The organism is Flagellimonas marinaquae (genome assembly GCF_023716465.1).
Lineage (GTDB): Bacteria > Bacteroidota > Bacteroidia > Flavobacteriales > Flavobacteriaceae > Flagellimonas > Flagellimonas alginolytica.
Genome location: NZ_CP092415.1, coordinates 3,702,983 through 3,728,407, shown reverse-complemented (window position 1 = coordinate 3,728,407; position 25,425 = coordinate 3,702,983). Strand labels below are relative to the sequence as shown.

Genomic DNA, 25,425 nt, shown 5'->3' with positions numbered 1-25,425 from the left:
GATGCGACAAATATGTGAACAATTCTTTTAAAAAAAAAATCAAATAGTCATTGAAAGTTCTGTTTTTTTTTCGCATGTTACTCTCAAAATCAACGAGCCTCTAAATATATAATTTTTAAGTTAAAAATGGGTTTAAATTCACATTCTTTTCGGGTCCGATATGCAGAAACCGACCAAATGGGAGTCGTTTATCACGGCAATTATGCACAGTATTTTGAGATGGGCCGGGTGGAGTGGTTAAGGGCCTTGGGAATTACTTACAAAAGTATGGAGGAGAATGGGGTTATGTTGCCCGTAATTTCCTTACGTATTGATTACAAAAAGTCTGCGCTTTACGATGACCTTATTACGGTTAAAACAAAGCTGAAATCCAAACCCATGGTCAAGATAGAGTTCGATTACGAGCTAATAAATGAATCTGGTGAGCTGTTGGCCGTTGCAAATACAGTTTTGGCCTTTATGGACAAGAAAACGGGAAGACCCATTAAGTGTCCGGAATATATCTTGGAAAAACTGAATGATGGATTCTTAGGTGAACCGTAGGAGGAATTCAGATGTCAGTAATGGGTAAAGGCTTTGAGTTACTGGATATTTTATCAATTATGTAATGGGCGTTATGGCCACAGCTTGCATTTCATCGAAAATTTGAAACACGTCTTCGGACTCACTTAACCGGACGGAAATAACAAAATCACAATCCAACTCCATTTTTTGTGAAACAAGGTCCAGATTTTTCTGTTTGATGATACGCATCACCTTATCCATGTCTGCATAACCAAATTGCAACCGGTATTGCGACCTAATGATTTTTTTTACGATTTTGGAATTTTCCAGGGCCATTTGTGCTGCAGTTTTGTAAGCCTGTATCAACCCTCCGACCCCAAGTTTGGTGCCGCCAAATATGCGGGTCACGGTGATGAGTACATTGGTAACATCAAAAGATTGTATTTGGCCATAAATGGGCATGCCGGCGGAGTTGTTCGGCTCCCCATCATCATTGACCCTATAGATTGGATTTTCCGTTCCCAATTGCCATGCATAGCAAACATGGTTGGCCGTATGGTATTTTTTTCTCAGCTCCTCTACGATGGGTTTTACATCATCTTCGGATCTAATGGGGAAAACCTGTGCATAGAATTTACTCTTTCTATCCTTATATAGTATCTCCTCGGAAGGTCGATGTAAAGTTTTGTAGGTATCCGGTCGCTCCATTAAAACAAAGCTACCAATATTATACTCAAAACGGAGAGTGCTACACCTGCCCAGTTTTTAGGTGTCAGTTTTTCCTTGAACAGTAGAATACCGATCAAGGTAGATAGCATAACGATCGCCACATTGTTTATGGTAAATATAGCGGCACTGCCCAATAGGTCCGACCGTAGCGCACGGATAAGAAAATAGATGGAAAAGTAATTGGGTATGCCCAAGGCAACTCCGCCCAGTACATTTTTCATGTTCAATTTCATTTCCTTTTTGTTGGGTCTAATAGCGATAAATACCAATCCCGATAAAGCTGCGAACCCAAAGATCATGGATGAAAAAATTGGAATTTCAGGGTCCGATAAATGTTCTTCTTCAAAATACTTAATGCTGGAATCAATAACCCCGGAGCCTAAAAATACCAATATGGGCAGTATTAAATGTTTATGGTCCACATGGATTCCCTTTCCCTTACCGGACACCAAATACACTGCGGCCAATGCCAACAGGATACCTATGGTCTCGAATGCACTTAACTGCTCCCTATATAATAGAACGCCTAGCAATACCGGTATTACAAGCGACATTTTTGTGGCCACAGATGCTACCGATACACCGGCAACCTGCGATGTTTTTGCCATTAAATTAAAAATAGTGATGAAAAGCACCCCCATAAATATGGGTCCCCATATCCAAGATGCGCCCAAAATTTGTTGTATTTCCAATGGTTGGTCGTACAGGAGCAATCCAACCGAGCAAGCCGTAAAGTAATTCACTATAATGGCGATCAGGGTTTGTACTTTGTACACATCGTACAGTTTAAATACCACAAAAATCCAAGTGGAACTCAGTACACTAAGGGCTAGGTAGAGCATTTATAATTTCGATTTTAATTCGGTTATGTCCTCTTTCCCTATAGCTAAGTTCCAAGTATTTATGCCCAATGCGGCGGCGGCATCGGTATTCTCGCTCACATCGTCCACAAAATAAGTTTCTTGGGGCACTAGGTTGTTTTCCTGTAATACAAATTCGAATATTTCGCTGTCCGGCTTTCGCATGCCAATTTCGTAGCTTAGGTAGAACACATCAAATGCATTTTTGAACCTATTATAGCGTTCCATCCCCATTTCTTGCTTTACACATTCTATATGTAAGTCGTTCGTATTGCTCAGCAATAACAGTTTGTATTCGTTTTCTGCGGCCAACTGCTCAATAAAGTTCAATCGCCTTTCGGGAAAATCCAGTAATATGGAGTTCCAGGCATCCACTAAATATTCTCTGCTAGCATTTGGGAAATAGGAGGAAACAGTGTCCAAAAACTCCGAAGAATCCAATAGTCCTTTCTCATAATTCTGAAACAGCTGTTCCAAATCTGGCGTTATGCCTCTAAAACCATGTTGGACCATGGCTTTTGCGGTGGCAGGTTTATCTAAATTAATAAGTACATCACCAAAATCGAGAATTATATTTTTAATCATTTATATATATGGATAGGGTGTCGGTTAAAATTTGTGTTCTTTTTTGCAATATTCCTTGATGTTTTGGTGCGGGCAATCCATTTTTAAAGCGAACGGAACCTTTAAAGACCCGTGCTTCGTCCCATAAATTTTCATCTATAAAGGTTTGAAGTGTTCGTGAGCCTCCTTCAACAATTACACTGTTGATGTTGTGCCTGTATAGAGCATTGCAAATTTGTTGAGCCAAAGGTTTTGAAAAATCAACCAAGGCGTAATCCACTCCTTTAATATATTTTTTTTCATCGGTAACCTCGGTCAACACGATTGTTTTTACGGAGGCATCCAATACGTGAAAACGTTGGTCTAATTTTAAATCACGGTCCAATATCACACGAACCGGGCTTTTGCCTACCCAATTGCGAGTGGTCAAACTTGGGTTGTCTTCCAAAACCGTGTTGGTACCGACCAAAATTGCTTGTTCTTGACTTCGCCATTGGTGCACCAACTGTTTGGAATGGGCATTGGTGATCCAAAAAGGTTCAGGGTTGTCACTTCGCTTAGCGGTATCTGGAGCTAAAAAACCATCATCGGAAGCGGCCCATTTTAGAATTATGTAAGGCCGTTTTTTCTCCATATAGGTCAGAAACCGCTTGTGGTGTGCCCTACATTCGTTTTCAAGAATGCCGACCGTAACCTCACATCCGGCAGCTTGTAATTTTTTGATGCCTTTTCCGGCTACTTTATCATGTGGATCCTGTAACCCAATAAAAACCTCTTTTAGTTTATGTTTAGCAATTAAATCCGCACAGGGAGGTGTTTTTCCATAGTGGGAACAGGGTTCTAAAGTAACATATAAAGAGGCTTCTTTCAGCAAAGTTTTGTCCTTTACCGAACGTATGGCGTTTACCTCTGCATGTGGACCACCATAAGGATCGGTAAAACCCTCTCCAATAATTTTGTTATTATGCACGATAACACAGCCCACCAGAGGGTTTGGAGCTGTAGTTCCCAGACCTTTTTTGGCCAGTTCAATGCAGCGAAGGATGTATTTTTGATGTATCTTCACCCGGCAAAAATAGAACAATAATAGCACAAAATGGGAGATATGGCGATTCGTGAAATAACCCCCGATGACAACCCTCAGGTGGCCCAGGTAATACGCAAAGTTTTTGAAGATATGGGAATTCCCAAAGTGGGCACTGCCTATGCCGATAAATCCTTGGATGATATGTTTTCAGCTTACAATGTGCCCAAAGCAGCTTATTTTGTGGTGGAGCACCAAGGAAGGATTGTCGGATGCGCCGGTGTAGCACAACTGGACAACTACGATGGCAACGTATGCGAGTTGCAAAAAATGTATTTTTTGGAAGAGGCCAGAGGGAAAGGGTTGGGCGCGCAAATGATCCATGTATGCTTGAAAAAAGCAAAGGAGTTCGGTTTTGAGGCATGTTATCTGGAAACCATGCCTTATATGGAAGCGGCGCAAAAACTGTACAAAAAGAACGGATTTGACTATATCGATGCCCCAATGGGCAGTACGGGACATTATTCCTGTCCGGTCTGGATGCTTAAAAAATTATAATGCAACTAAAAGAAGTCAAAAACATTTTCCATAAGGAATTGGGCGAGATTTACCCAAAAGAAGAGATCGATTCTTTTTTTTACTCTTGTATAGAGCATTATCTAAATCTGCAACGTTTTGTTTTGGCCATACAGCCCGGTTTAACCGTGTTAAAAGAAGAGGAGCAGCCGCTTTTTGAAGCTTTGTCCGAACTAAAAATGGAGAAACCCATACAGTATATATTGGGAACTGCCCATTTTATGGACCTGGAATTACAAGTAAATAAAAATGTACTGATTCCACGGCCCGAAACAGAGGAATTGGTTCATTGGATTCTGGATGATTTTCCAGTGAAAAAACCGTCTAAAAAGGACGCTGGGCGAAGTCGAAGCGTAATTTCGACCCCGCTCAATGACCGTTCGTTTAAAATTCTTGACATTGGAACAGGAAGCGGGTGCATTGCAATAGCATTGGCCAAACATCTACCGGGTGCTAAAGTATATGCACTGGATGTTTCCGAGGGAGCGTTGAGCGTTGCTCGAAAAAATGCGGAAATGAGCGAAGTGGATATTACATTTTTGCACCATAACATTCTGAATCCTGGACTTGAACTTGAGCCTGAACTTGTGTTTGATGTAATTGTATCCAACCCACCCTATGTCAGGGAGTTGGAAAAAAGTCAAATCCATAAAAATGTGAAAGATTTTGAACCCCATACGGCGCTATTTGTCCCAGATAACGACCCATTGGTGTTTTACAGGGCAATTACAGATTTTGCTGAAAAATATTTATCAAAAAAAGGAAAGTTGTATTTTGAGATCAATCAATATTTGGGAGACGAGACCAAAGCGCTTTTCCACACCCAGCACTTTTCAGAAATTGAAATGCGCAATGATATTTTTGGTAACCCGAGAATGCTAAAAGCTGATAGAAAATGAACATTCAAGAACAAATAGCATCGCTTCGTAACGAACTTCGAGAACACAATTATAAATATTATGTGCTCGACGAGCCTTCCATTTCCGATTATGAGTTCGATATGAAGCTCAAGGAACTCCAAAAATTGGAAGAAGAACATCCGGAATATTATGATGCCGCATCACCAAGTCTGCGAGTAGGTGGTATGGTCACCAAAAATTTTGAAACCGTTGCCCATGAACATCGTATGTATTCTTTGGACAATTCGTATTCCAAGGAGGATTTGGAAGATTGGGAAAAACGTATCCAGCGGATTTTGGGCGATGTGGAAGTAGAATTCACATGTGAACTCAAGTATGACGGGGCCTCTATCAGTCTAACCTATGAAAATGGAAAATTGGTCAAAGCCGTTACCCGTGGCGATGGTTTTCAGGGGGATGATGTAACCAACAACATCAAGACCATAAAATCCGTTCCCTTGCAGTTAAAAGGGGATTATCCATCAAAATTTGACATTAGGGGCGAGATTATTTTGACACTCGAAGGTTTTGCTAAAATGAACGCCGAGCGGGTGGAAGCAGGGGAAGACCCCTACATGAACCCGAGAAATACGGCTTCCGGCAGTTTAAAATTACAAGATAGTGCCTTGGTGGCACAGCGTCCGTTGGAATGTCTGCTATATAGTGTGGTTGGCGACAATTTGGGAATCAATTCGCAGTTCGAGATGTTGGAGAAAGCGCGTTCTTGGGGATTTAAGGTCCCAACCGTGGCCAAATTGTGTAAATCCACCGATGAGGTGCTTCAATTTGTAAATCATTGGGACACAAACCGCCATCATCTGCCCTACGAAACGGATGGTGTAGTGGTCAAGGTGAACAGTTTGCAACAACAAGAGGAATTGGGTTATACGGCGAAGTCGCCCCGTTGGGCCATGGCCTATAAATTTAAGGCTGAGCAGGCCGTAACCATTCTCAATAAGATAACCTATCAAGTGGGGCGTACCGGCGCGATCACCCCTGTTGCCAATCTTGAACCGGTTTTGCTGGCAGGGACTACGGTAAAGCGCGCATCCTTGCACAATGCGGACCAAATAGCCAAGTTGGACGTTCGCGAAGGGGATACCGTTTTTGTGGAAAAGGGAGGAGAGATTATTCCAAAAATTGTGGGGGTTGATTTTACCCAACGCAGTCCAGACTCAAACCCCACCCAGTATATTGCCCATTGCCCTGAATGCGGAACGGAACTGATCCGAAAAGAGGGCGAAGCCCAACATTTTTGCCCCAATGATGTAGGTTGCCCGCCGCAGATAACCGGCAGGATCCAACATTTTATTTCGAGAAAAGCCATGGATATTGAAGGTTTGGGGGGAGAAACCGTGGAATTATTGTTTAAAGAGGGTTTGATTCAGAACTATGCTGACCTTTACACGTTGACCAAAGAACAAATTCTACCATTGGAACGAATGGCGGATAAATCTGCTGAAAATTTGGTGAATGGAGTGCAAGCTTCAAAAACCATTCCGTTTGAACGTGTCCTTTTTGCTTTAGGAATTAGATATGTTGGAGAAACCGTGGCCAAAAAATTGGCAAAGGCATTCAAGGATATTGATGCTTTGATGACTGCTTCTCACGAAGAGCTTGTGGCTGTGGATGAAATTGGTGATAGGATAGCGGAAAGTGTACTCGATTTTTTCTCAGAACCTGCAAATGTTCAGGTGGTAGATCGATTAAAATCTTACGGTCTTCAGTTTTCGTTGTCCGAGGAGCAATTGGAAAATCAAACAGAGCTGCTAAAGGGGCAGACATTCGTTGTTTCTGGAGTATTCGAGACGATTAGCCGAAACGATTTAAAGAAGATGATAGAGGATAACGGAGGAAAAGTCTCTTCTTCCATTTCTTCAAAAACCAGTTTTTTGGTCGCAGGCGATAAAATGGGTCCCAGTAAACGGACCAAAGCGGAAACCTTAGGTGTGCCCATTATATCGGAACAGGAATTTTTGCAAAAATTGGAAGTATGAGGCCAAAGACTTTTAAGCAATTTGCTTCTAGCTTAGATTTGGATGTGCCGCCAAACGATTGGCCCGAAGCTTTACAATCTTTATGGTTCGACGCCAAGGGAGATTGGGAAGCGTCCCATAATATAGCCCAAGACCTCCCTACGACCATGGGTAGTTGGATCCATGCCTACTTGCACCGTAAGGAAGGGGATAAGTGGAATGCCGGATATTGGTACGATAGGGCAGGCCGTTCTTTTCCAAATTATAGTTTGGAGGAGGAGTTAGAAGAGTTGGTGGAGGCTAATCTATAGCCTTATTGGTTCTACTGATTTTCCTAAACCCTAATACTCACTCCCTTGGCAGAGGCTTTACTATCGGCATCAAAATAAAAATCGATTCGCCCTACATTGATACCGTAGCAGCCCACTTGGTTCACCAGTACTGAATTGCCGTTTTGGTTGATACGCACATCGGGCTGGTCCAAAAAGGTGTGGGTATGCCCACCAATGATAAGGTCGGTGTGGTACGTTTGCTGTGCCAATCGAGTATCGCACGGTCTATCCGGTTCTTTGTAGTCATAACCCAAATGAGAGAGGCAAACGATCAAATCACATTGTTCCTCCTCTTTTAGTTTTTTTTCCATGTCCAAGGCGATATCAAAAGGATCCAGATATTGGGTTTCCTTGTACAGTTTTTTGGTTACCAGACCATCTAACTCTATCCCGAGTCCGTAAACACCTATTTTTATGCCATCCACAGTATAAATTTTGTAAGGCTTCACGTAACCATCCATTACGGTATTGGAAAAGTCGTAATTGGCCGAGATCATTTCAAAGGAGGCATTGGGCATTTGGGCCAATAAGCCATCAATTCCATTATCAAAATCATGATTGCCCACCGTGGCGGCATCATAGTTAAGGGCGCTCATTAGTTTAAACTCCAATTCACCACCATAAAAGTTAAAATAGGGAGTACCTTGAAAAATATCCCCGGCATCAAACAACAGCGTGTTCGGATTTTCGTTGCGAATTTGTTCCACTAAGGTGGCCCTGCGGGCCACTCCGCCCAAATTAGGATATTTGGAATGGGAATTGGGAAAAGAATCGATATGGCTGTGCACATCGTTGGTGTGCAAAATCGTGATATGCTTTTTGCCCAGGTTGGTGCATGAGGCCAAGCTAAGGCCGCCAAGCCCCACCAATGTGGAGGCAGCGGTGGTATTGGTTATAAAATCTCTTCTTTTCATTTAATCCAATTGTTTTATGCGGTCGTCTACTTCAGATTTTAGGGTATCCACTTTTTTTAGGTGGTCGATGATGGCATTGCGCAGAAGATAATCGATTTCTGTTGTGGAAACGATTTCGTCGAAAAAGCCAACGCTCGGACCTCCATTTACCAAGTAATCGGAGGTGGCCACGTAGTAATTTCGACTTTCATCAAAAGGTTGCCCTTTAATATTTACGGACTCCAAGGAACGGTTTTTGTCCGTTAAAATCTGTAATCGGGAAACGGGGTGGGGTCTCGAAGATTTGGCTACAAAATCAATAAGTTTCCTAGCGGCCGAACCGCTCAGTTCTACTACCACGATATAGTTTTCAAAAGGCATTACTTCATATGCGTTTCTTGCACTTACGTTGCCCTGCGAGATTATGGAGCGAACACCACCGGCGTTAAGTACAACAAAATCCAGTTCTTTTCCGGTTCTGGAATTAAATACGGGCGCAGTTTCTTCAAAAACGATATCCGCCATTAGGTTGCCCATGGATGTGTTGCGTTTCCCATCGTTCAATAAAAGAGGTTGGGGGGCGTAGGCCAATGTACTGTCCAGTACTTCATTTATCCTACTTCGGAAAGGAGCAATATACTTTTCAATGGAATCGTTTCCGGTAAAGGTGGTGTCCACAGGAATCTGCTTTCCCTTGATTTCTGTTAGTTGGACAGCATCATTTTTGCATGAAACCACAACAATCAATGTTATAAATATAACAAAGTGTTTAATTTTTAAAATCTTCACAAGCGTATCTTTGTTAAGTCGTCTTGGTATAATATTTACCTTTGTAAAAATCATCAAAAATATGTTTTTGAAAGGACTCCAAGACAAATTTAAAGTTAAATCCGGGCTAAAATATTTAAAGGAGGAAATGGAAAAACCTCCTAAGTCCGTGACCAGGGAGAAGGGAGTTGCCAGCATTGGCTGTATAGTGGATGTGGACAGTTTCTCCAAAGCGGAGGTCTTTTATGAACTGATCGAAGAGTTTTCGTTAAGGCCCAATGCCATTAAGATCATCGGCTATAAAAGTGAGTACGATAAAAACTCGCCCTACGCCATTCAAATGTTTTCGGACAAGGATCTTGGCTGGAAAGGGCAAATAGAAAATGGCTATGTTCTTGAGTTTTTGGGACGGGAGTACGATATCCTTATCAATTATTACGAAAGAGATAGTTTAATGATGAAGCTGTTGTCCGTTAAAACACCTGCCCGGCTAAAGGTCGGTCTCGCTGCCCAAGACCCCAAGGTCAACGATTTGATTTTAAATACACCCTTGAACGATTTTGAATTGTTCAAGAGCGAATTAAAAAAGTATTTAAAGGTCTTAAAAGAAATTTAATAAAATGGAGCAGTTTGTTGGAACAGGTGTGGCCTTGGTCACTCCTTTCAAAGATGATTTTTCGGTGGATGCAAATGCACTGGCAAAAATTGTTGAATACAATATTCAGGGCGGCACGGATTATTTGGTGGTATTGGGCACAACGGCCGAAACGGCCACACTTTCCCCGGCCGATAAACAATTGGTGGTCGATGTTGTAGTACGGACCAACGCGGGTAGACTGCCGTTGGTTTTGGGTGTTGGCGGGAACAATACGATGGCTGTGGTCAAAGATCTGCAAATGTTAGATCTTTCCGATTTTGATGCGATCTTATCTGTTTCGCCCTATTACAACAAACCAACACAGGAAGGGATTTATCAACACTTTAAAAAGATTGCCAGCACATCGCCCGTTCCAATAATCCTCTATAATGTACCCTCGAGGACAGGAAGCAACATGTTGCCCGAGACAACGTTGAGATTGGCAAAGGATTTTCCCAACATTGTGGCCATAAAAGAAGCATGCGGGGAAATGGCTCAGATAGATAAGATCATTCAGCAAAAACCAGAGGGATTTTTGGTGATTTCCGGAGACGATTCCACAGCTTTACCTACCGTTCTGGCAGGTGGGTCCGGTGTGATTTCCGTTTTGGGCCAAGGTTTGCCCTCCCTTTTTTCTGAAATGATACAATTGGGATTGGATGGTAGCGCCAAGAAAGCATTCCAAATCCATCATACATTATCTCCGTTGATGGGTCAGATTTTTGAAGAAGGAAACCCGGCAGGAATCAAAAGTATCTTTGAGCATAAGGGAATCTGCACAGCCGCTGTTAGGTTGCCATTGGTCGAAGCCTCCCAAAACCTTAAGGAGAAAATCAACAATTCATTGAAAAAACTGGACAAGGCCGCTGTTTAAAAATAGTTAAATGTTGCACAAATTGTTGTGTGTTGGCCAATGTACCCTTTACATTTGAGAGGTAAAATTCATTTTTTATATCCATTCAATATCACTAATTTTGCAAAATGTTTTTGAAAATGAGGTCAATACTTCTCTTCTGTTTAGTAGCAGTTTTTCTCGTATCCTGCAGCGAGTACCAAAAGGTACTTAAGGAAACCGATGTAAAGGCCAAGTACGATATGGCCGAAAAACTTTATAACGAAGGTGATTATAAAAGAGCGGTGCGTCTGTTCGAACAGATAGCGCCAAAGTATGTGGGCAAACCACAAGGGGAGAGGGTTATGTTTTTCTTTGCGGATTCTTATTTCAAGAACAAGGATTATTATTTGGCCGGATACCAGTTCGAACGTTTTGTAAAGTCGTATCCACGTAGCGATAAAATCCAAGAAGCCAGTTTCTTGGGCGCAAAAAGCTATTATATGCTTTCCCCGAGGTATTCGCTGGATCAGTCGGAAACAGATAAGGCATTGGCAAAACTCCAGACATTCATCAATAATTATTCGGAATCGGAGTATTTTGAGGAAGCCAATACAATGGCCAAGGAGTTAACGGCGAAAAAAGAAAAGAAACAAATTGAGATTGCCAAGCAGTTCAATAAACTGGGAGAATTTAACTTGCCGGTTTTGGTTTCCGCCATCACGGCATTCGACAATTTTATCACAGATAATCCAGGTTCCATTTACAGGGAAGAAGCGCTATACTACAGGATAGAAGCTTCCACTCTGTTGGCATTGAACAGTACGGAGGATAAGAAAAAGGAGCGCTTGGAAGACGCGCTCAGTTCCTATAAAAATTTAATGCGTTATTTTCCAGAAACGCAGTTTAAGAAAGAAGCTGATAAGCTCGCGGAAACAGTTCGAGAAGAATTGAGCGCTTATCAAAATACCACATTGTCCAAATAAAAATTAGTTTTTAAACCACTGCACATGCAAGATTTGAAAAACACCAAGGCACCGGTTTCCACTGTTACTCTTAACAAAAACGAGTTCGACGCAAAGACCGAAAATGTTTATGAAGCCATTTCGATTGTGGCAAAAAGAGCGGTTCAGATCAACTCCGATATTAAAAAAGAGTTGTTGGAAAAGCTAGAGGAATTTGCCACGTACAGCGATAGCTTGGAAGAGGTATTCGAAAACAAGGAGCAAATAGAGGTTTCCAAGTTTTACGAGAAACTGCCAAAACCACATGCGCTTGCCGTACAAGAGTGGTTGGAAGATAAAATCTACCATAGAAACACAGAGAAAGACTCTTAAGTAATGCTGGGCGGTAAAAATATCCTTTTGGGAATTTCCGGGGGAATTGCCGCGTACAAAACCACATTTCTGGTAAGGTTACTGATCAAAGCTGGTGCACAGGTCAAAGTTGTTATGACCCAGAGCGCCAGCTCTTTTGTTTCTCCACTTACGCTTTCCTCCCTTTCCAAAAATCCGGTCTTGCTCGATTTTATAAATGAGGAAGACGGGAGTCTGTCATGGAACAACCACGTGGAACTTGGCCTTTGGGCGGATATCATGATCATAGCCCCGGCCACGGCCAATACCCTTTCCAAAATGGCCAATGGAACCTGCGACAACCTGTTGTTGGCCACATATTTGTCAGCTAAATGTCCGGTATATTTTGCACCGGCGATGGATTTGGATATGTACAAGCACCCTTCTACCGAGGCTTCTATAAAAAAACTGGAATCCTATGGAAACAGTTTGATTCCTGCCGAGTCTGGCGAACTTGCCAGTGGTTTGCATGGCGAAGGCCGAATGGCAGAACCTGAAAATATAATTTCTTTTGTACAAAATGATTTAAGCAAAGGACTTCCTTTGTCTGGCAAGCAAGTATTGATTACCGCAGGACCAACACACGAGGCAATCGACCCTGTTCGCTTTTTGGGCAATCGTTCTACTGGCACCATGGGTTTTGAATTGGCCAAGAAAGCGGCCGACCTGGGGGCAAATGTAATTTTAGTGTCAGGTCCAACGCATTTGAACGTAAATCATAATAATATCCAATTGATTCGGGTGGCCTCTGCACAAAATATGTACGAAGCCTGTCACGAACACTATGGGGATGCCGACATTGCTATATGTGCTGCCGCGGTGGCAGATTATCGTCCTAAGTCCATTGCTTCCGAAAAATTGAAGAAGAAGGACGACGATTTAAATATTGAACTGGAACGTACACCGGATATTTTAATGTCGCTTGGGGAGGTAAAGACCACCCAGTTCTTAGTAGGTTTTGCCTTAGAGACTCAAAATGAGCTTGAAAATGCCAAAAACAAACTCAAAAGAAAGAATTTGGACGGCATTGTGCTAAATTCATTAAAAGACGATGGCGCGGGATTTGGGGGGCACACGAATAAAATTACCTTTATAGATAAGAATTCGGGGATAAAAACGTTTGATTTGAAAACGAAGCCCGAAGTGGCTTCCGATATTTGGGAAGAAATTATCTCCAGAATCCATGCGTAACATACTTTTTGTCATTTTTCTTTTGTTTGCTGTCTTAAGGACCTATTCACAGGAACTCAATTGTCAGGTGACTGTAAACTCGGACCAAGTAGGGCAGACCAATCAGCAGATATTCAGGACACTGGAGCGTTCGCTCAATGATTTTGTGAATAAGACCAAATGGACGAATAGGGTGTACAGGGAAAACGAACGGGTCAATGCCCGTATGTTCATCACGGTTACCCAATACGAATCGGACCGTTTCGAGGCCAATATCCAAATACAGTCCACCAGACCGGTGTTCAATACATCTTACGAAAGCCCTGTTTTTAATTACAAGGACAATGCCTTTAATTTTCAATATCAGGAATTTCAGCCTTTGGTATACAACCCAAACTCATTCGATTCCAATTTGGTTGCGGTAATTTCGTATTATGTTTATGTTATGTTGGGTTTGGATGCCGATACTTTTTCTTTGGAAGGGGGCAACGATTTTTATCGTAGGGCGCAGAATATCGTAACTCAGGCACAAAGCTCCAGTTATAGTGGATGGAGTCAAGAAACCGGGGATAGGAGCCGTTTTGAACTTGTGGACAATCTTTTGAGCAATTCTTTCAGGGAGTATCGGATTGCCATGTACAATTACCACAGAAAAGGACTCGATATTTTGGCGGACAATAACAGTACGGGAAAACAAATCATTATGGGGAGCCTTCGCCTGTTCGAAACATTGATCAGTAGAAGACCGAACGCATTTTTGATTCAAACTTTTTTCGATGCCAAATCCGAGGAAATCCAAAACATCTTTTCCGATGGCCCCAAGGTGGATGTTGTAAAACTTAAAGAAACCTTGAACAAGGTGGCCCCATTTTACTCTAGCACTTGGAATGAGATAAAATACTAGGGCAGTTCTATAAAGAGGATTATCTTTACGGATAAATTCTTCAATATTGTTAGCAAATCTTTCCATTCAAAATTATGCGCTCATCGATGATGTAAGTGTGTCATTTTTCGACGGTTTTACAACAATTACCGGGGAGACCGGAGCAGGAAAATCCATACTGTTGGGAGGTTTGTCCCTAGTTTTGGGAAAACGAGCCGACTTATCCTCTCTAAAAAGCAAGGACCAAAAATGTGTGATCGAAGCTGAATTCGATATATCCAAATACCAGCTTAAATCATTTTTTGAGGAAAATGACCTTGATTATGAGGAAACCACTATCCTGCGCAGGGAAATATTGCCCAGTGGCAAATCCAGGGCGTTTGTAAACGATTCCCCTGTTACCCTTGATGTAATGCGATCGTTGGGCGATCAATTGGTAGATGTACATTCCCAGCACCAGACCATGCGGCTTACCGATAACGATTTTCAGATGAAGGTGCTCGATGCCCTTGCAAACAATGCAGAATATCTTTCTAATTATGCCAAGTCCTTGGATGAGCTGAAAAAGGTGTCGAAAGAACTCCAAAAATTAGTGGATTTCCAGTCCGAGGCGGATAAAGAGCAGGATTACAATACCTTTTTGTTGAAAGAGCTTGAGGATGCCAAGTTAAAGGAAGGCATGCAGGAAGAACTGGAGGAGGAATATGAGCAACTGAACAATGTGGAACAGATTATGGAGCAATTGTCCGCAGGGCATCAGTTGTTGAACGATGAGCAATTAGGGGTCGTGGGGCGCCTAACTGACCTAAAACGGGCATTCCAAGGCTTAGTGGATTTTGGAACTGACTATAAAACATTGTATGATAGAATTCAATCCGTTCTGATCGAGACCGATGATATTGCTTCGGAACTGGAACGATTAAAAGATGGAGTGGAGGCCGATCCGGAACGGTTGGAAGTGGTTAACGGTCAATTGCAACAATTATACGATCTTCAGAAAAAACACCATACCGATTCGGTAACGGATTTAATCGAAATTCGCGAGGAACTGGCCAAAAAGGTCGAAACCGTGGCCAATATCGAGGATAGTATAGGACAAAAACGAGAAGAGGTAGATATGCTCACGCAAAAAACGGATGCTTGGGCAAAAAAAATAAGTGAAGGCAGAAAAGCTGTAATTCCAAAATTGAACGAAAGGCTGCAAAAAAACCTGGCATCGCTCGGCATGCCGTCCGCTACATTTAAAATTGAGGTAAACTCTTCTAAATCATTTAAAACCAATGGAAAAGATGATTTGGTATTTTTGTTTTCAGCTAATAAAGGTTCCAATTATGGAGAGTTGAAAAAGGTAGCTTCGGGAGGGGAAATGTCCCGTATAATGTTGACGATAAAATCCATTTTGGCGGAATATGAGAGTTTGCCGACCATGATGTTCGATGAAATAGATACGGGCGTCTCAGGTGAAATATCCAACCGTATGGGGGAAATTATGCAACAAATGAGCAGTACCATGCAGGTGTTCTCTATTACGCACTTGCCGCAGGTCGCATCTAAAGGAAGCTATCAATTTAAAGTTTACAAACAAGAAAGCTCAGAAGGTACAAGTACGCACATTAAACAATTGAGCAAGGATGAGCGTATCCAGGAATTGGCAGAGATGTTGGGGGGCAAGTCCTTATCCGAATCCGCCTTGGCACACGCCAGGGAGCTGCTGCAGTAAAACCATGGGATTTATAGAAATTTCACTATCAAAATTGTTGATCATTACCTTGTATTTAGCTCAGGGCCTTATTAAAAAAAAGCATCTGAAGATGTTGTATGCACAAACAAGTTGAGTATAACTGGAATCTATATACTCGTGCAGGATTAACATTCAATTAGTTTAAATATCTTTGTCGAACAATTAACAATCGCAAAAAATTATGGCATACAATCTTTTAAAAGGTAAAAAAGGAATCATTTTTGGGGCTTTGGATTCGAATTCCATTGCTTGGAAAACCGCAGAACGCGTTCATGAAGAAGGAGGTGAGTTTGTTTTGACCAATGCACCCATTGCCATGCGAATGGGACAAATAAACGAATTGGCAGAAAAGACCAACTCTCAGATTGTTCCTGCAGATGCCACCAACGAGGAAGATTTGAAAAATCTCGTTGAGCAGTCCATGGAAATTTTGGGCGGAAAACTGGATTTTGTGCTACATTCCATCGGAATGTCCGTAAACGTTCGAAAAGGAAGACATTACACGGACGAGAACTATAGCTTTACCGAAAAGGGTTGGGATGTGTCCGCATTGTCTTTTCACAAAGTAATGCAATCGCTATACAAAGCTGAGGCCATGAACGAGTGGGGAAGTATTGTTGCCTTGACCTATATGGCGGCTCAAAGAACATTTCCGGACTATAACGATATGGCCGATAACAAGGCGTACTTGGAGTCGGTTGCAAGAAGTTTTGGATACTTTTTTGGAAAAGAACACAAAGTAAGGGTGAATACCATTTCGCAATCACCGACACCCACTACGGCAGGGCAAGGGGTTAAAGGCTTTGATGGATTTATCAACTATGCGGAGAAAATGTCACCCTTGGGCAACGCATCAGCAGACGATTGTGCAAATTATACGGTATCTCTTTTCTCTGATCTGACCAAAAAGGTTACCATGCAGAACCTATTCCATGATGGTGGATTCTCCAATACAGGTGTAAGCCAAGAGGTGATCGATGAATTTTCAAAGTAAGATTACATTCCAATAAATCAAGATCAATTCGAGCGTAGCCCAAATATTTGTCAAACCAGGCAATGAAATTTTGGATTACGCTCGTACTGATGTTTCGCCACAGAACCTCGCTTTTTGATGAACACATTTTTTTCCATAATAATTCCGGTTTACAATAGGCCCGAAGAGGTTCGTGAGCTATTGGAAAGCTTGCAATCGCAGAATTATGCCGAGGATTTTGAAGTGGTTATTGTGGAGGACGGATCTGCCGATAGTTCTGAGCAAATTGTAAACTCTTTTCGGGAAAACCTTCAGATTTCCTACTATTTCAAAGAAAATTCCGGGCCTGGCGACTCCAGAAACTACGGAATGGAACGCGCAAAAGGGAATTACTTTATAGTTTTGGATTCGGATTGTATTCTCCCCAAACAATATTTGTCCGAGGTCGATAAAGAACTTAAAAAAGAGTTTGTCCATTGTTTTGGCGGTCCTGATGCCGCCGACACTTCTTTTACTACAATTCAGAAGGCCATCAACTATGTAATGACCTCTTTTTTGACCACAGGAGGGATTCGTGGGGGGAAAAAAGCAGTAGGCAAATTTCAGCCCCGTAGCTTTAACATGGGCATTTCCCGAGAGGCTTTCGAAAAGGCCGGAGGGTTTGGCAGGATTCATCCCGGAGAAGACCCTGACCTTACTTTTCGAATTTGGAAAGCAGGTTTCGATACAAGGTTGTTTCCAGATGCCTACGTCTACCACAAGAGGCGTATCGATTGGAACAAATTTTATATTCAGGTGAATAAATTTGGCAGTGTACGCCCCATTTTGAACAAATGGCACCCCGGAACGGCGAAACCGACCTATTGGTTCCCTACTTTGTTCATACTGGGACTGAGTGTTGCGATCATTCTTTCAATCTTTGGACTTTGGTTGCCATTATTGCTCTATGTATTCTATTTTTCGATCCTGTTTTTGGATGCATTGATCAAAAGTAAAAACCTAATTGTGTCATTTTTGGCCATATTTGCTGCTTTAATTCAGTTTACCGGATATGGAATTGGTTTTTTCAAGTCCACAATGTTGCTTAACTTTAGTAGTAAGGAGCCAGAGGAACTGTTTCCAAAATTGTTTTTCAAGAAAAAGTAAAAGTGTTCAAAAGGGTATTGCATGGCCTCAATAAAAAGAAAGTGAAGGTGTTTTCACTTTTCTTGTTATGCTCATTTTTGGCATGGTTTATCAGTAATCTTTCCGAAACCTATGAGTCCCGGACAATTTTTACATTAAATTATCGCAATTTGCCAGATTCATTATTGTTGGGTAAGAATGCCGAAAATCAAATAGAAGCAAAACTACGGACCAGTGGATTCCAGTTTTTATACTATAAAATTTTTAAACGACGAATTGATGTGGACCTGTCCCAAGTAATTTATAGCAATGGCGGTTATGTTATAGGCGAAGATGCCCTCAAAAAGCAAATGGATCAGCAATTGTCCCAAAATATTTCTCTGTTGGAATTGGACAGGGACCCGTTGGAAGTAGATCTGTACCAAGTGAATTCCAGAAAAATACCAATACAGCCTAAATTGGACCTTAAGCTTAAACAGAATTATATTTTGGACGGTAAAATCTCAATGTCTCCCGATTCTGTGGTGGTCAAGGGGCCTAAAAATGAAATCGATACTATTCAAACCATAAAAACCGCTATTGTTCAGCTTAGTGATGTAAGCGCGGATTTTTCGAGAACTGTATCCTTGACTTTTCCAAAAGGTCTAGATAATAGTATTTTTTCGATCTCCACCGCTACAATGAGTGGCAAGGTGTCCAAGTTTTCTGAAAAAATATTCGAGGTTCCGATCAGTGTCGTTAACGTGCCGGAAGGCTATCAGATTAAAACCTTCCCGAATACCGTCACCATACTTTGTAAGGCCACTATAGATAGATTGAAGGAAATCGCCGCATCTGACTTCGAAGTTGTGGCCGATTACGAACAACTGGCAGGTTCCGGCAGTAGCACCTTGTTTCTGGATGTGGTACAGAGTCCTTTAAAAGTATATGACATTAAATTGGAAGATAACAGTGTAAACTTTGTTTTGGAACAACAATGATGATAGTTGGACTTACAGGGGGTATAGGCAGCGGTAAGAGCACAGTGGCCAAAATGTTCAAGGAGCTTGGAGTGCCCGTGTACGATTCGGATAAAGAAGCCAAAAAGTTGATGGTGGACTCCAAAGAAGTAAGATTCAAAATTGAGCAGTTGTTGGGTAACAATGCCTATGCTAATGGCGGTTTAAACAGACAATATATTGCCGGTAAGGTGTTTAAAAGTCCGGAACTACTTCAAAAATTGAACAATATTGTGCATCCGGCAGTTAGAACCCACTTTTTGGAATGGGCCAAAACGCAAGAAAGTCCCTATGTAATCCAAGAGACTGCATTGATTTTTGAGAATGGGGCGCAAGAAAAATATGATCGTACCATTTTGGTGACCGCTCCGGTCGAAAATCGAATTCAAAGGGTCATCGATAGGGACAATGTGGGCAAGCAAGCGGTTTTGGACCGAATGGAAAATCAGCTGAACGATGAAAAAAAGCAAAGAATGGCCCATTATTCAATAGAGAACCTGGACTTGGAGAAAACCAAGGAAAAGGTTAAAGAACTACACCTCAAACTTTTAGCAATGGCCATTAAATTTTAACATTTATGTTAAGTTTTGGTTAAACGCTCAAATTACTAAATGTTAAATTTTTAATTTTACCCCAATGAACAAGAAGCTATTCGTTCTTCTGGTTGTTCTTATGAGCTTATCCCTTTTAGGGATAATTTTTGTGCAGGTATATTGGATTCGAACATCCATAAACGACAAGGAAGAACAATTCTCAAGAACAGTTACGGACATACTGGATAAAGTAGCGAGTAGGGTGGAGAAACGGGAGATGAAGGAGTACTCGGACCGTTTGGCTTCTCTTGCAGATAGTGTTGGTGAGCCAAAAAGTGCCCATTACAAAAATTTTATGTTTGTAGAAAGGGACCTTAATTCGGACGAAATCCTTTTCTACTCACATGGTATCCTGGAAGAAGATTACACAATAACCTCGGCGTTCTTTGATAATGGATTGGGTGGAAACGATTCCACTACATTTAAAAACTTTACCAGCCGAAGAACCAAAAGTGTTTTTAAGGAAGAATTTGGTATTGATGGTAAAAGCTATAGTTTAACTCCAATTGAGAAAGTAACCAATATCGGTAAGCTAGACAAAATCGAGTTGGCTGCATGGGAAGATGTGTTTATGGAGTATTCCAAAACACAACCCATACACAAACGGGTTTCCAATCAAGAACTGGAACTTCTCCTTGGTCAAGAATTGAGCAATAGGAATATTGATATCGATTACGAATATGGTGTTTACAGTCAAGGCTATCCTACTAAAATAAGATCCAGAAAGTTTAAGTTCTCTGGCTCTAAAATGTACAAAGCCCCAATTTTCAAGGATAGTGGGGGAGTTTCCAATTTCTCATTGCTGTTAACCTTCCCGAGTATGAAGAAATACATATTCAGTTCGGTGATGGGAATGGCCGTATTGTCCTTTGTGTTCACGTTGGTAATTTTATTGGCGTATTCCAGTGCCATTTACCAGTTGATCAAACAAAAACGGATTTCGGAGATCAAATCCGATTTTATCAACAACATGACACACGAGTTTAAAACGCCCATTGCCACCATAAATTTAGCGGTGGAGGCCATTAGGAACCCAAAATCCATTGAGGATAAGGAAAAGGTGTTGCGATATTTGGGCATGATTCGTGATGAGAACAAGCGCATGCATGCGCAAGTAGAAAATGTGCTGAGAATATCCAAGTTGGAGAAAAACCAATTGGACATAAGTAAAGATAGGGTAAACATGCACGATATTATAACCGATGCCATCGCCCATATCGAGTTGATTGTTCAGGATAGAGGGGGGTATGTAAATGCCCATCTCGATGCAGAAAGGTCGGAGGTATTGGCCAACGATATGCACTTGACCAATGTGGTGGTCAATATTTTGGACAATGCCGTAAAATATTCACCGGAAACACCAAAGATTGATGTGTTTACCGAAGTGGCAAAGAACAGCATAATAATAAAAGTACAAGATCAAGGCTCGGGAATGAGCAAGGCAGTACTCAAAAAAGTATTTGAAAAATTTTACCGGGAACATACCGGCGATATACATAACGTTAAAGGTCACGGATTGGGATTGGCCTACGTAAAACGAATAATAGACGATCATCAAGGCGAGGTTTATGCCGAAAGTGAAAAAGGAAAAGGAAGCACTTTCTTTATAAAACTCCCTTTAATTTAAAAAGCGAACTATGGATACAGAGAAAAAGAAGATACTATTAGTGGAGGACGATCCAAATTTTGGAATTGTGCTAAAAGATTATTTGAACATGAACGACTTTGATGTTGTTCTGGCCAAAAACGGAATGGAAGGTTTCGAAAAATTCAAAAAGGACAATTTTGATGTTTGTATTTTGGACGTAATGATGCCTTATAAAGACGGATTTACCCTAGCACGGGAAATCCGTGAAAAGAACGAAAATGTTCCGATTATCTTTTTAACGGCCAAGACCATGAAAGAAGATGTATTGAAAGGATATAAAGCAGGTGCGGACGATTATTTGAACAAGCCTTTCGATTCTGAAGTATTGCTTATGAAGTTGAAGGCGATTCTGCAAAGAAAAGCCTCTAGTTCCTTGGCCGACAGCAAACAGTTCGAGTTCGAAATTGGAAACTTCCATTTAAACTCCAAACTACGTTTTCTAAAATATAAAGAAGAGGAGCCCATTAAACTATCACCAAAAGAAAATGAACTTTTACGTTTGTTGGCGCTTCATGAGAATGATCTAATGCCACGAGAATTGGCACTAACAAAGATTTGGAGAGATGACAACTACTTTACATCCAGGAGTATGGATGTTTATATCGCCAAGTTGAGAAAATACCTTAAGAAAGACGATTTGGTCGAGATTTTGAATATTCACGGCGAAGGTTTTAGACTTGTGGTAAAAGCCGAAAACGAGCAATAAAAAAGGTTTTCAGACCAAAAAAAGCCACCTTTTATGGTGGCTTTTTTTATGCAAAGGCATAAATTATAGAAACGGTCAGTACCCCAACAAAAGCCAATATAGTGGTCATTATGGTCCAAGAACGGAAGGTCTGCTTTTCCGTTATGCCCAAATACTGACCGACCAGCCAGAAACCACTATCGTTGACATGCGAAAATATACTGGCGCCGGATGCAATTGCAATAACCAAACAGGCAAGTTCAATAGAGTTTAAACTGCTATTGACCAATAAGGGGGAAACCAAACCTGCCGCGGTAATCATGGCAACTGTGGACGAACCCTGAACAATACGGACTATAGCAGCACTAATAAAGGCAAAGGCCAAAACAGGAATTCCTGCATTACTTAAAGAGGAGGCTAAAAGTTCGCCTGCCCCTGTATCTGTCAACACTTGTTTAAAAACGCCTCCTGCACCCGTCAAAAGGATTATGGTTCCTGCTGGGGCCAAGGATTTGGTGGATATCTTTAATAGTTGGTCTTTGGTAAATCCTTTTTTTAGCCCAAAAAAGTACCAGGCCAATAAGTTCGCAATGATCAATGCAGAAAATGGATGGCCGACCAATGCGATAATATTCAATAAATTGGTATTTAAAGTTCCAAAAGTTCCCGCAGAAGCCATTGTATTCAACAAAATCAAAACGATGGGCAGCCCTATAATTAGTAATACTTGAGTAATTGGGGGGAGTTTAGGGTGGTTTTCTTCTTCAATTTCTTCCGGTGCTGCAACAAATATCTTTTTCGAAATGTGTTTTCCGAACCATAGCCCGGCGATCAATGCTGTTGGAATTCCTGCGGCAAAGCCCATCAATATTACCCAGCCCAGATCTACTCCAATAATGTCGGCCACTGCTATTGGTCCTGGTGTTGGGGGGATAAAAGCGTGAGTAATAGCCAAACCTGCCAACAGGGGTATGGCATATAGGAGAAGTGATTTACCGGTCCTACGCTGTAGGGCATAGATCATGGGGACCAATATGATAAAAGCTACATCGAAAAAAACGGGAATAGCAATCAGAAAACCTGAAATTACCATAGCTGAAGGAGCTTTTTTTAATCCAAACTTGGCAACCATAAAATCGGCAATGGCCTTTGCACCGCCCGATGCTTCCAAAATTCCACCAAAAATAGCGCCCAAACCTACCACCGTTGCCACAAAACCCAAGGTCCCGCCCATCCCTTTCTGTACCGTTCCGGTGATCTGGCCGGGATCCAGCCCGGCAATAAGGCCAACGGTAATACTACCGATCAATAAAGCAACGAACGCGTGAATGCGGAGTTTCAAAATCAGGAATAATAGAATGGCTATTCCAATAAGAACGGCCAACAGTAGATTAATTTCCATGGTTAGTTAAGTTGTTTGAGTATGTCCTTGACAATACCGTCGGGAGACTTGTCAATGGAAACCGAAATTTCGTTGGAAGGAGGTTCCAATGTATCGAACTGTGATTTTAGCAGGTCCATGGGCATAAAATGGTCTTTTCTGGTTTCCAATCTGGACCGAATTAATTCAAAAGTGCCGTTCAAATAAACAAACGCCATACAATTTCCCATTCCTGCTCGTAAGATGCTCCTGTAGTTTTTTTTAAGTGCCGAACATGCTATTATTGCACCGACTTTTTTGTTTTTCAACGCCAATTTATTGAGTTCGATAAGCCATTCTTTTCGATCGTTATCGTTCAATGGGGTGCCGGAGCTCATTTTTTCGATATTGGCTTCGGGGTGAAAGTCATCGCCATCATAAAAAGGCAAGTTGAGTTTTTTTGAAAGCAGTTTGCCGATTTTGGATTTACCGGAGCCACTGACTCCCATAACTACGAGCACGGTTTTATTATGAGGCATAAAGGTCGGTTTTTAATTGGTCTGTAACCATTTGTATCACTTTTTCCGGCTTACCATCAAAAGGGACCCACAAAATAGAATTATTTTTTCGCAGCCATGTTAGCTGCCGTTTTGCAAATCTTCGGGTATTTTTCTTGATTTCAGATACGGCAAATTCCAAAGTGCAATTATCGTCAAGATATTCAAAAAGTTCCTTGTAACCAACAGTTTGCAGTGCATTAAGTCTTTTATGCTCGTGTAGTTTTCTGGCTTCGTTCAATAATCCGGCCTCCATCATTAGATCTACGCGCTTATTTATTCTTTGGTAAATGATTTCCCTGGGGGCATCAATTCCAATATAGAGTGTTTTAAAGGGTCTTTTGGCTTTGGGTCGGTTTAGAAAAGAAGAATAAGGTTGATTGGAAGTTCTGCAAACCTCAAGGGCACGGATCAATCTATGCGGATTTTCCATATCCACTTTTTGGGCGTATTCCGGGTCTCTCTTTTTAAGTTCGGTCTGAAGGCTTTTTAAGCCTTCCTTTTCCAAAGTTTGGTTCAGTGCCAGTCTAATTTCCGGGTCAACATGGGGAAATTCATCCAGTCCGTTGACCACGGCATCCACATACAGTCCGCTGCCACCAACCATTACGGCAATATTGTTTTCCTTAAATAGGTGTGTGAGCAATGCAATGGCATCTTTTTCAAAATCGCCTACGGAATAGGGTTCAAAAATGCTTTTATGCTGAATACAATGATGGTTGGCTTCTTGTAGCTCCTCCAGGGAGGGCACTGCAGTTCCGATATTCATTTCCTTAAAAAACTGACGGGAATCTGCCGATATGATCTCCGTATCGAAATATTTGGCCAGTGTAATGCCCAACGCTGTTTTGCCGATTGCAGTTGGGCCAACTATAGCAAGTAGGATCTTAGTGCTCATAAACCATGTCCGCAGTTATAACAATGCGATGCATCGTCTCTGTGCCCCCCAATACCACAGCATGGACAAGCTTGTGTATTTACGTGGACCATGGGTTCTTTATCAATATCCTTTTTGTCATCTTTACCGCTCTTGGCAATTTCTGCGGTCACAATTCCAGTGGGCACCGCAATAATACCATACCCCAAGATCATAATAACCGTGGCCAAAAACTGTCCTAAACTGGTTACAGGCGTAATGTCGCCATAGCCTACGGTGGTCAGGGTAACAACGGTCCAATAGATACTCCTTGGGATACTCGTGAAACCAGCTTCGTTTCCTTCAACAATGTACATCATAGTACCCAGGATCACCGAAAGGATCAAGACCACATAAATAAATACTGCGATTTTAGTTCTACTGGCTTTTAGTGCTTTTTTTAGCTGTGAGGCTTCCCCAATGAACTTGACGAGCTTTAATATCCTGAAAATCCTTAGCAAGCGAAAAGCCCTTACCGCCAAAAGTACTTGTGAGCCGGCCAAAATATAGGAAAGGTACAAGGGAATGGTCGATAAAAAATCTATGATGCCATAAAAACTAAAGATGTATTTCCATGGTTTTTTTATACTGATGATCCTTGCAATATATTCGATGGAAAAAAAGATGGTCACAATCCATTCCATTGCAAGAAGGCTCTTGTGGTACTTCTGATCGATTTCCTGAACACTTTCCAGCATTACCAGAATTACACTGATAATGATCAATACAAAGAGCATCAGGTCAAAAAACTTGCCCGCAGGGGTATCCGCTTCATAAATTATTTCATGAAGGGTATTTTGCCATTTGGGAAGTGGTTTATTGTCCAT

Annotated in this window: 28 protein-coding genes; 18 read left to right on the top strand and 10 right to left on the bottom strand. The window is 41.6% G+C overall.

Annotated features, from left to right (window positions below; all coding sequences use genetic code 11):
* The first annotated feature begins 126 nt into the window (after positions 1-126).
* Positions 127-543 (top strand): acyl-CoA thioesterase, encoded by a 417-nt coding sequence (locus MJO53_RS16610; RefSeq protein ID WP_252079945.1) that lies wholly within the window; start codon positions 127-129, stop codon positions 541-543.
* A gap of 57 nt (positions 544-600) precedes the next feature.
* Here the strand turns inward: MJO53_RS16610 and MJO53_RS16605 are convergent, their stop codons facing one another.
* The 4 genes from MJO53_RS16605 to ribD are packed head-to-tail and all read right to left on the bottom strand — an operon-like array spanning position 601 to position 3,723.
* Positions 601-1,212, bottom strand: coding sequence for an IMPACT family protein (locus tag MJO53_RS16605; RefSeq protein WP_252079944.1), 612 nt, complete (start codon positions 1,210-1,212; stop codon positions 601-603).
* Positions 1,212-2,075: a GRP family sugar transporter gene (locus MJO53_RS16600; protein WP_252079943.1), complete on the bottom strand. Its 864-nt coding sequence runs from the start codon at positions 2,073-2,075 to the stop codon at positions 1,212-1,214. The genes MJO53_RS16605 and MJO53_RS16600 overlap by 1 nt, the downstream gene beginning before the upstream one ends.
* Positions 2,076-2,678, bottom strand: a complete 603-nt coding sequence (locus tag MJO53_RS16595; protein ID WP_252079942.1) for an HAD family hydrolase — start codon at positions 2,676-2,678, stop codon at positions 2,076-2,078.
* Entirely contained in the window at positions 2,671-3,723 is a 1,053-nt protein-coding gene (ribD, locus tag MJO53_RS16590) for a bifunctional diaminohydroxyphosphoribosylaminopyrimidine deaminase/5-amino-6-(5-phosphoribosylamino)uracil reductase RibD (RefSeq protein ID WP_252079941.1), read from the bottom strand. Before ribD ends, MJO53_RS16595 begins: the two co-directional genes overlap by 8 nt.
* Positions 3,724-3,753: 30 nt before the next feature.
* On the opposite strand from ribD, the gene MJO53_RS16585 reads away from it, so the two are divergent.
* From MJO53_RS16585 to MJO53_RS16570, 4 genes are read left to right on the top strand one after another with little or no spacing between them, the layout of a single operon-like run.
* Positions 3,754-4,239, top strand: coding sequence for a GNAT family N-acetyltransferase (locus MJO53_RS16585; RefSeq protein ID WP_252079940.1), 486 nt, complete (start codon positions 3,754-3,756; stop codon positions 4,237-4,239).
* Complete coding sequence (prmC, locus tag MJO53_RS16580; RefSeq protein ID WP_252079939.1) at positions 4,239-5,156, top strand: peptide chain release factor N(5)-glutamine methyltransferase; 918 nt, start codon at positions 4,239-4,241, stop codon at positions 5,154-5,156. Before MJO53_RS16585 ends, prmC begins: the two co-directional genes overlap by 1 nt.
* Positions 5,153-7,153 carry an NAD-dependent DNA ligase LigA gene (ligA, locus tag MJO53_RS16575; protein ID WP_252079938.1) on the top strand — a complete coding sequence of 667 codons (2,001 nt, stop codon included), beginning with the start codon at positions 5,153-5,155 and terminating at the stop codon, positions 7,151-7,153. The genes prmC and ligA overlap by 4 nt, the downstream gene beginning before the upstream one ends.
* Entirely contained in the window at positions 7,150-7,443 is a 294-nt protein-coding gene (locus MJO53_RS16570) for a hypothetical protein (protein ID WP_224836691.1), read from the top strand. Before ligA ends, MJO53_RS16570 begins: the two co-directional genes overlap by 4 nt.
* A gap of 23 nt (positions 7,444-7,466) precedes the next feature.
* On the opposite strand, the gene MJO53_RS16565 is transcribed toward MJO53_RS16570, so the two are convergent.
* Together MJO53_RS16565 and MJO53_RS16560 are read right to left on the bottom strand one after the other, a co-directional pair.
* Positions 7,467-8,378: a metallophosphatase gene (locus tag MJO53_RS16565; protein WP_252079937.1), complete on the bottom strand. Its 912-nt coding sequence runs from the start codon at positions 8,376-8,378 to the stop codon at positions 7,467-7,469.
* Positions 8,379-9,200 (bottom strand): 5'-nucleotidase C-terminal domain-containing protein, encoded by an 822-nt coding sequence (locus MJO53_RS16560; protein ID WP_252079936.1) that lies wholly within the window; start codon positions 9,198-9,200, stop codon positions 8,379-8,381.
* Positions 9,201-9,207: 7 nt separating this feature from the next.
* On the opposite strand from MJO53_RS16560, the gene MJO53_RS16555 reads away from it, so the two are divergent.
* The 13 genes from MJO53_RS16555 to MJO53_RS16495 all read left to right on the top strand — a co-directional run bounded on the left by MJO53_RS16555 (position 9,208) and on the right by MJO53_RS16495 (position 21,786).
* Positions 9,208-9,741, top strand: coding sequence for a DUF6913 domain-containing protein (locus MJO53_RS16555; protein WP_252079935.1), 534 nt, complete (start codon positions 9,208-9,210; stop codon positions 9,739-9,741).
* A gap of 4 nt (positions 9,742-9,745) precedes the next feature.
* On the top strand, positions 9,746-10,636 hold the full coding sequence (dapA, locus tag MJO53_RS16550; RefSeq protein WP_252079934.1) for a 4-hydroxy-tetrahydrodipicolinate synthase: 891 nt from the start codon (positions 9,746-9,748) through the stop codon (positions 10,634-10,636).
* A gap of 107 nt (positions 10,637-10,743) precedes the next feature.
* Entirely contained in the window at positions 10,744-11,580 is an 837-nt protein-coding gene (locus tag MJO53_RS16545; RefSeq protein WP_420485535.1) for an outer membrane protein assembly factor BamD, read from the top strand.
* Between the two features lie 24 nt (positions 11,581-11,604).
* The gene (locus tag MJO53_RS16540) at positions 11,605-11,931 is read left to right on the top strand and encodes a DNA-directed RNA polymerase subunit omega (RefSeq protein WP_224836697.1); all 327 of its coding nucleotides are present in this window, start codon (positions 11,605-11,607) and stop codon (positions 11,929-11,931) included.
* Between the two features lie 3 nt (positions 11,932-11,934).
* A complete protein-coding gene (gene coaBC, locus MJO53_RS16535) occupies positions 11,935-13,140 on the top strand; it encodes a bifunctional phosphopantothenoylcysteine decarboxylase/phosphopantothenate--cysteine ligase CoaBC (protein ID WP_252079932.1) in 1,206 nt (401 codons plus the stop codon).
* Positions 13,133-14,023 (top strand): DUF4835 family protein, encoded by an 891-nt coding sequence (locus MJO53_RS16530; RefSeq protein ID WP_224836699.1) that lies wholly within the window; start codon positions 13,133-13,135, stop codon positions 14,021-14,023. Before coaBC ends, MJO53_RS16530 begins: the two co-directional genes overlap by 8 nt.
* A gap of 46 nt (positions 14,024-14,069) precedes the next feature.
* The gene (gene recN / locus MJO53_RS16525; protein ID WP_252079931.1) at positions 14,070-15,722 is read left to right on the top strand and encodes a DNA repair protein RecN; all 1,653 of its coding nucleotides are present in this window, start codon (positions 14,070-14,072) and stop codon (positions 15,720-15,722) included.
* Between the two features lie 202 nt (positions 15,723-15,924).
* Positions 15,925-16,737, top strand: coding sequence for an enoyl-ACP reductase FabI (locus MJO53_RS16520; RefSeq protein WP_252079930.1), 813 nt, complete (start codon positions 15,925-15,927; stop codon positions 16,735-16,737).
* 117 nt (positions 16,738-16,854) lie between these two features.
* Complete coding sequence (locus MJO53_RS16515; RefSeq protein WP_252079929.1) at positions 16,855-17,862, top strand: glycosyltransferase; 1,008 nt, start codon at positions 16,855-16,857, stop codon at positions 17,860-17,862.
* Between the two features lie 149 nt (positions 17,863-18,011).
* On the top strand, positions 18,012-18,821 hold the full coding sequence (locus MJO53_RS16510; protein WP_252079928.1) for a YbbR-like domain-containing protein: 810 nt from the start codon (positions 18,012-18,014) through the stop codon (positions 18,819-18,821).
* A complete protein-coding gene (gene coaE, locus MJO53_RS16505) occupies positions 18,818-19,411 on the top strand; it encodes a dephospho-CoA kinase (protein WP_252079927.1) in 594 nt (197 codons plus the stop codon). The genes MJO53_RS16510 and coaE overlap by 4 nt, the downstream gene beginning before the upstream one ends.
* 64 nt (positions 19,412-19,475) lie before the next feature.
* The gene (locus MJO53_RS16500; protein ID WP_252079926.1) at positions 19,476-21,059 is read left to right on the top strand and encodes a sensor histidine kinase; all 1,584 of its coding nucleotides are present in this window, start codon (positions 19,476-19,478) and stop codon (positions 21,057-21,059) included.
* 10 nt (positions 21,060-21,069) lie between these two features.
* Positions 21,070-21,786 (top strand): response regulator transcription factor, encoded by a 717-nt coding sequence (locus tag MJO53_RS16495; RefSeq protein ID WP_224836706.1) that lies wholly within the window; start codon positions 21,070-21,072, stop codon positions 21,784-21,786.
* Between the two features lie 46 nt (positions 21,787-21,832).
* Here the strand turns inward: MJO53_RS16495 and MJO53_RS16490 are convergent, their stop codons facing one another.
* Genes MJO53_RS16490 through MJO53_RS16475 form a run of 4 tightly spaced genes read right to left on the bottom strand, consistent with a single transcriptional unit; the run spans position 21,833 to position 25,425 of the window.
* Positions 21,833-23,167, bottom strand: a complete 1,335-nt coding sequence (locus tag MJO53_RS16490; RefSeq protein ID WP_252079925.1) for a GntP family permease — start codon at positions 23,165-23,167, stop codon at positions 21,833-21,835.
* A gap of 2 nt (positions 23,168-23,169) precedes the next feature.
* Positions 23,170-23,664, bottom strand: a complete 495-nt coding sequence (locus MJO53_RS16485) for a gluconokinase (RefSeq protein ID WP_224836708.1) — start codon at positions 23,662-23,664, stop codon at positions 23,170-23,172.
* Complete coding sequence (gene miaA / locus MJO53_RS16480) at positions 23,654-24,580, bottom strand: tRNA (adenosine(37)-N6)-dimethylallyltransferase MiaA (protein ID WP_252079924.1); 927 nt, start codon at positions 24,578-24,580, stop codon at positions 23,654-23,656. Before miaA ends, MJO53_RS16485 begins: the two co-directional genes overlap by 11 nt.
* Entirely contained in the window at positions 24,577-25,425 is an 849-nt protein-coding gene (locus MJO53_RS16475; protein WP_224836710.1) for an ion transporter, read from the bottom strand. Before MJO53_RS16475 ends, miaA begins: the two co-directional genes overlap by 4 nt.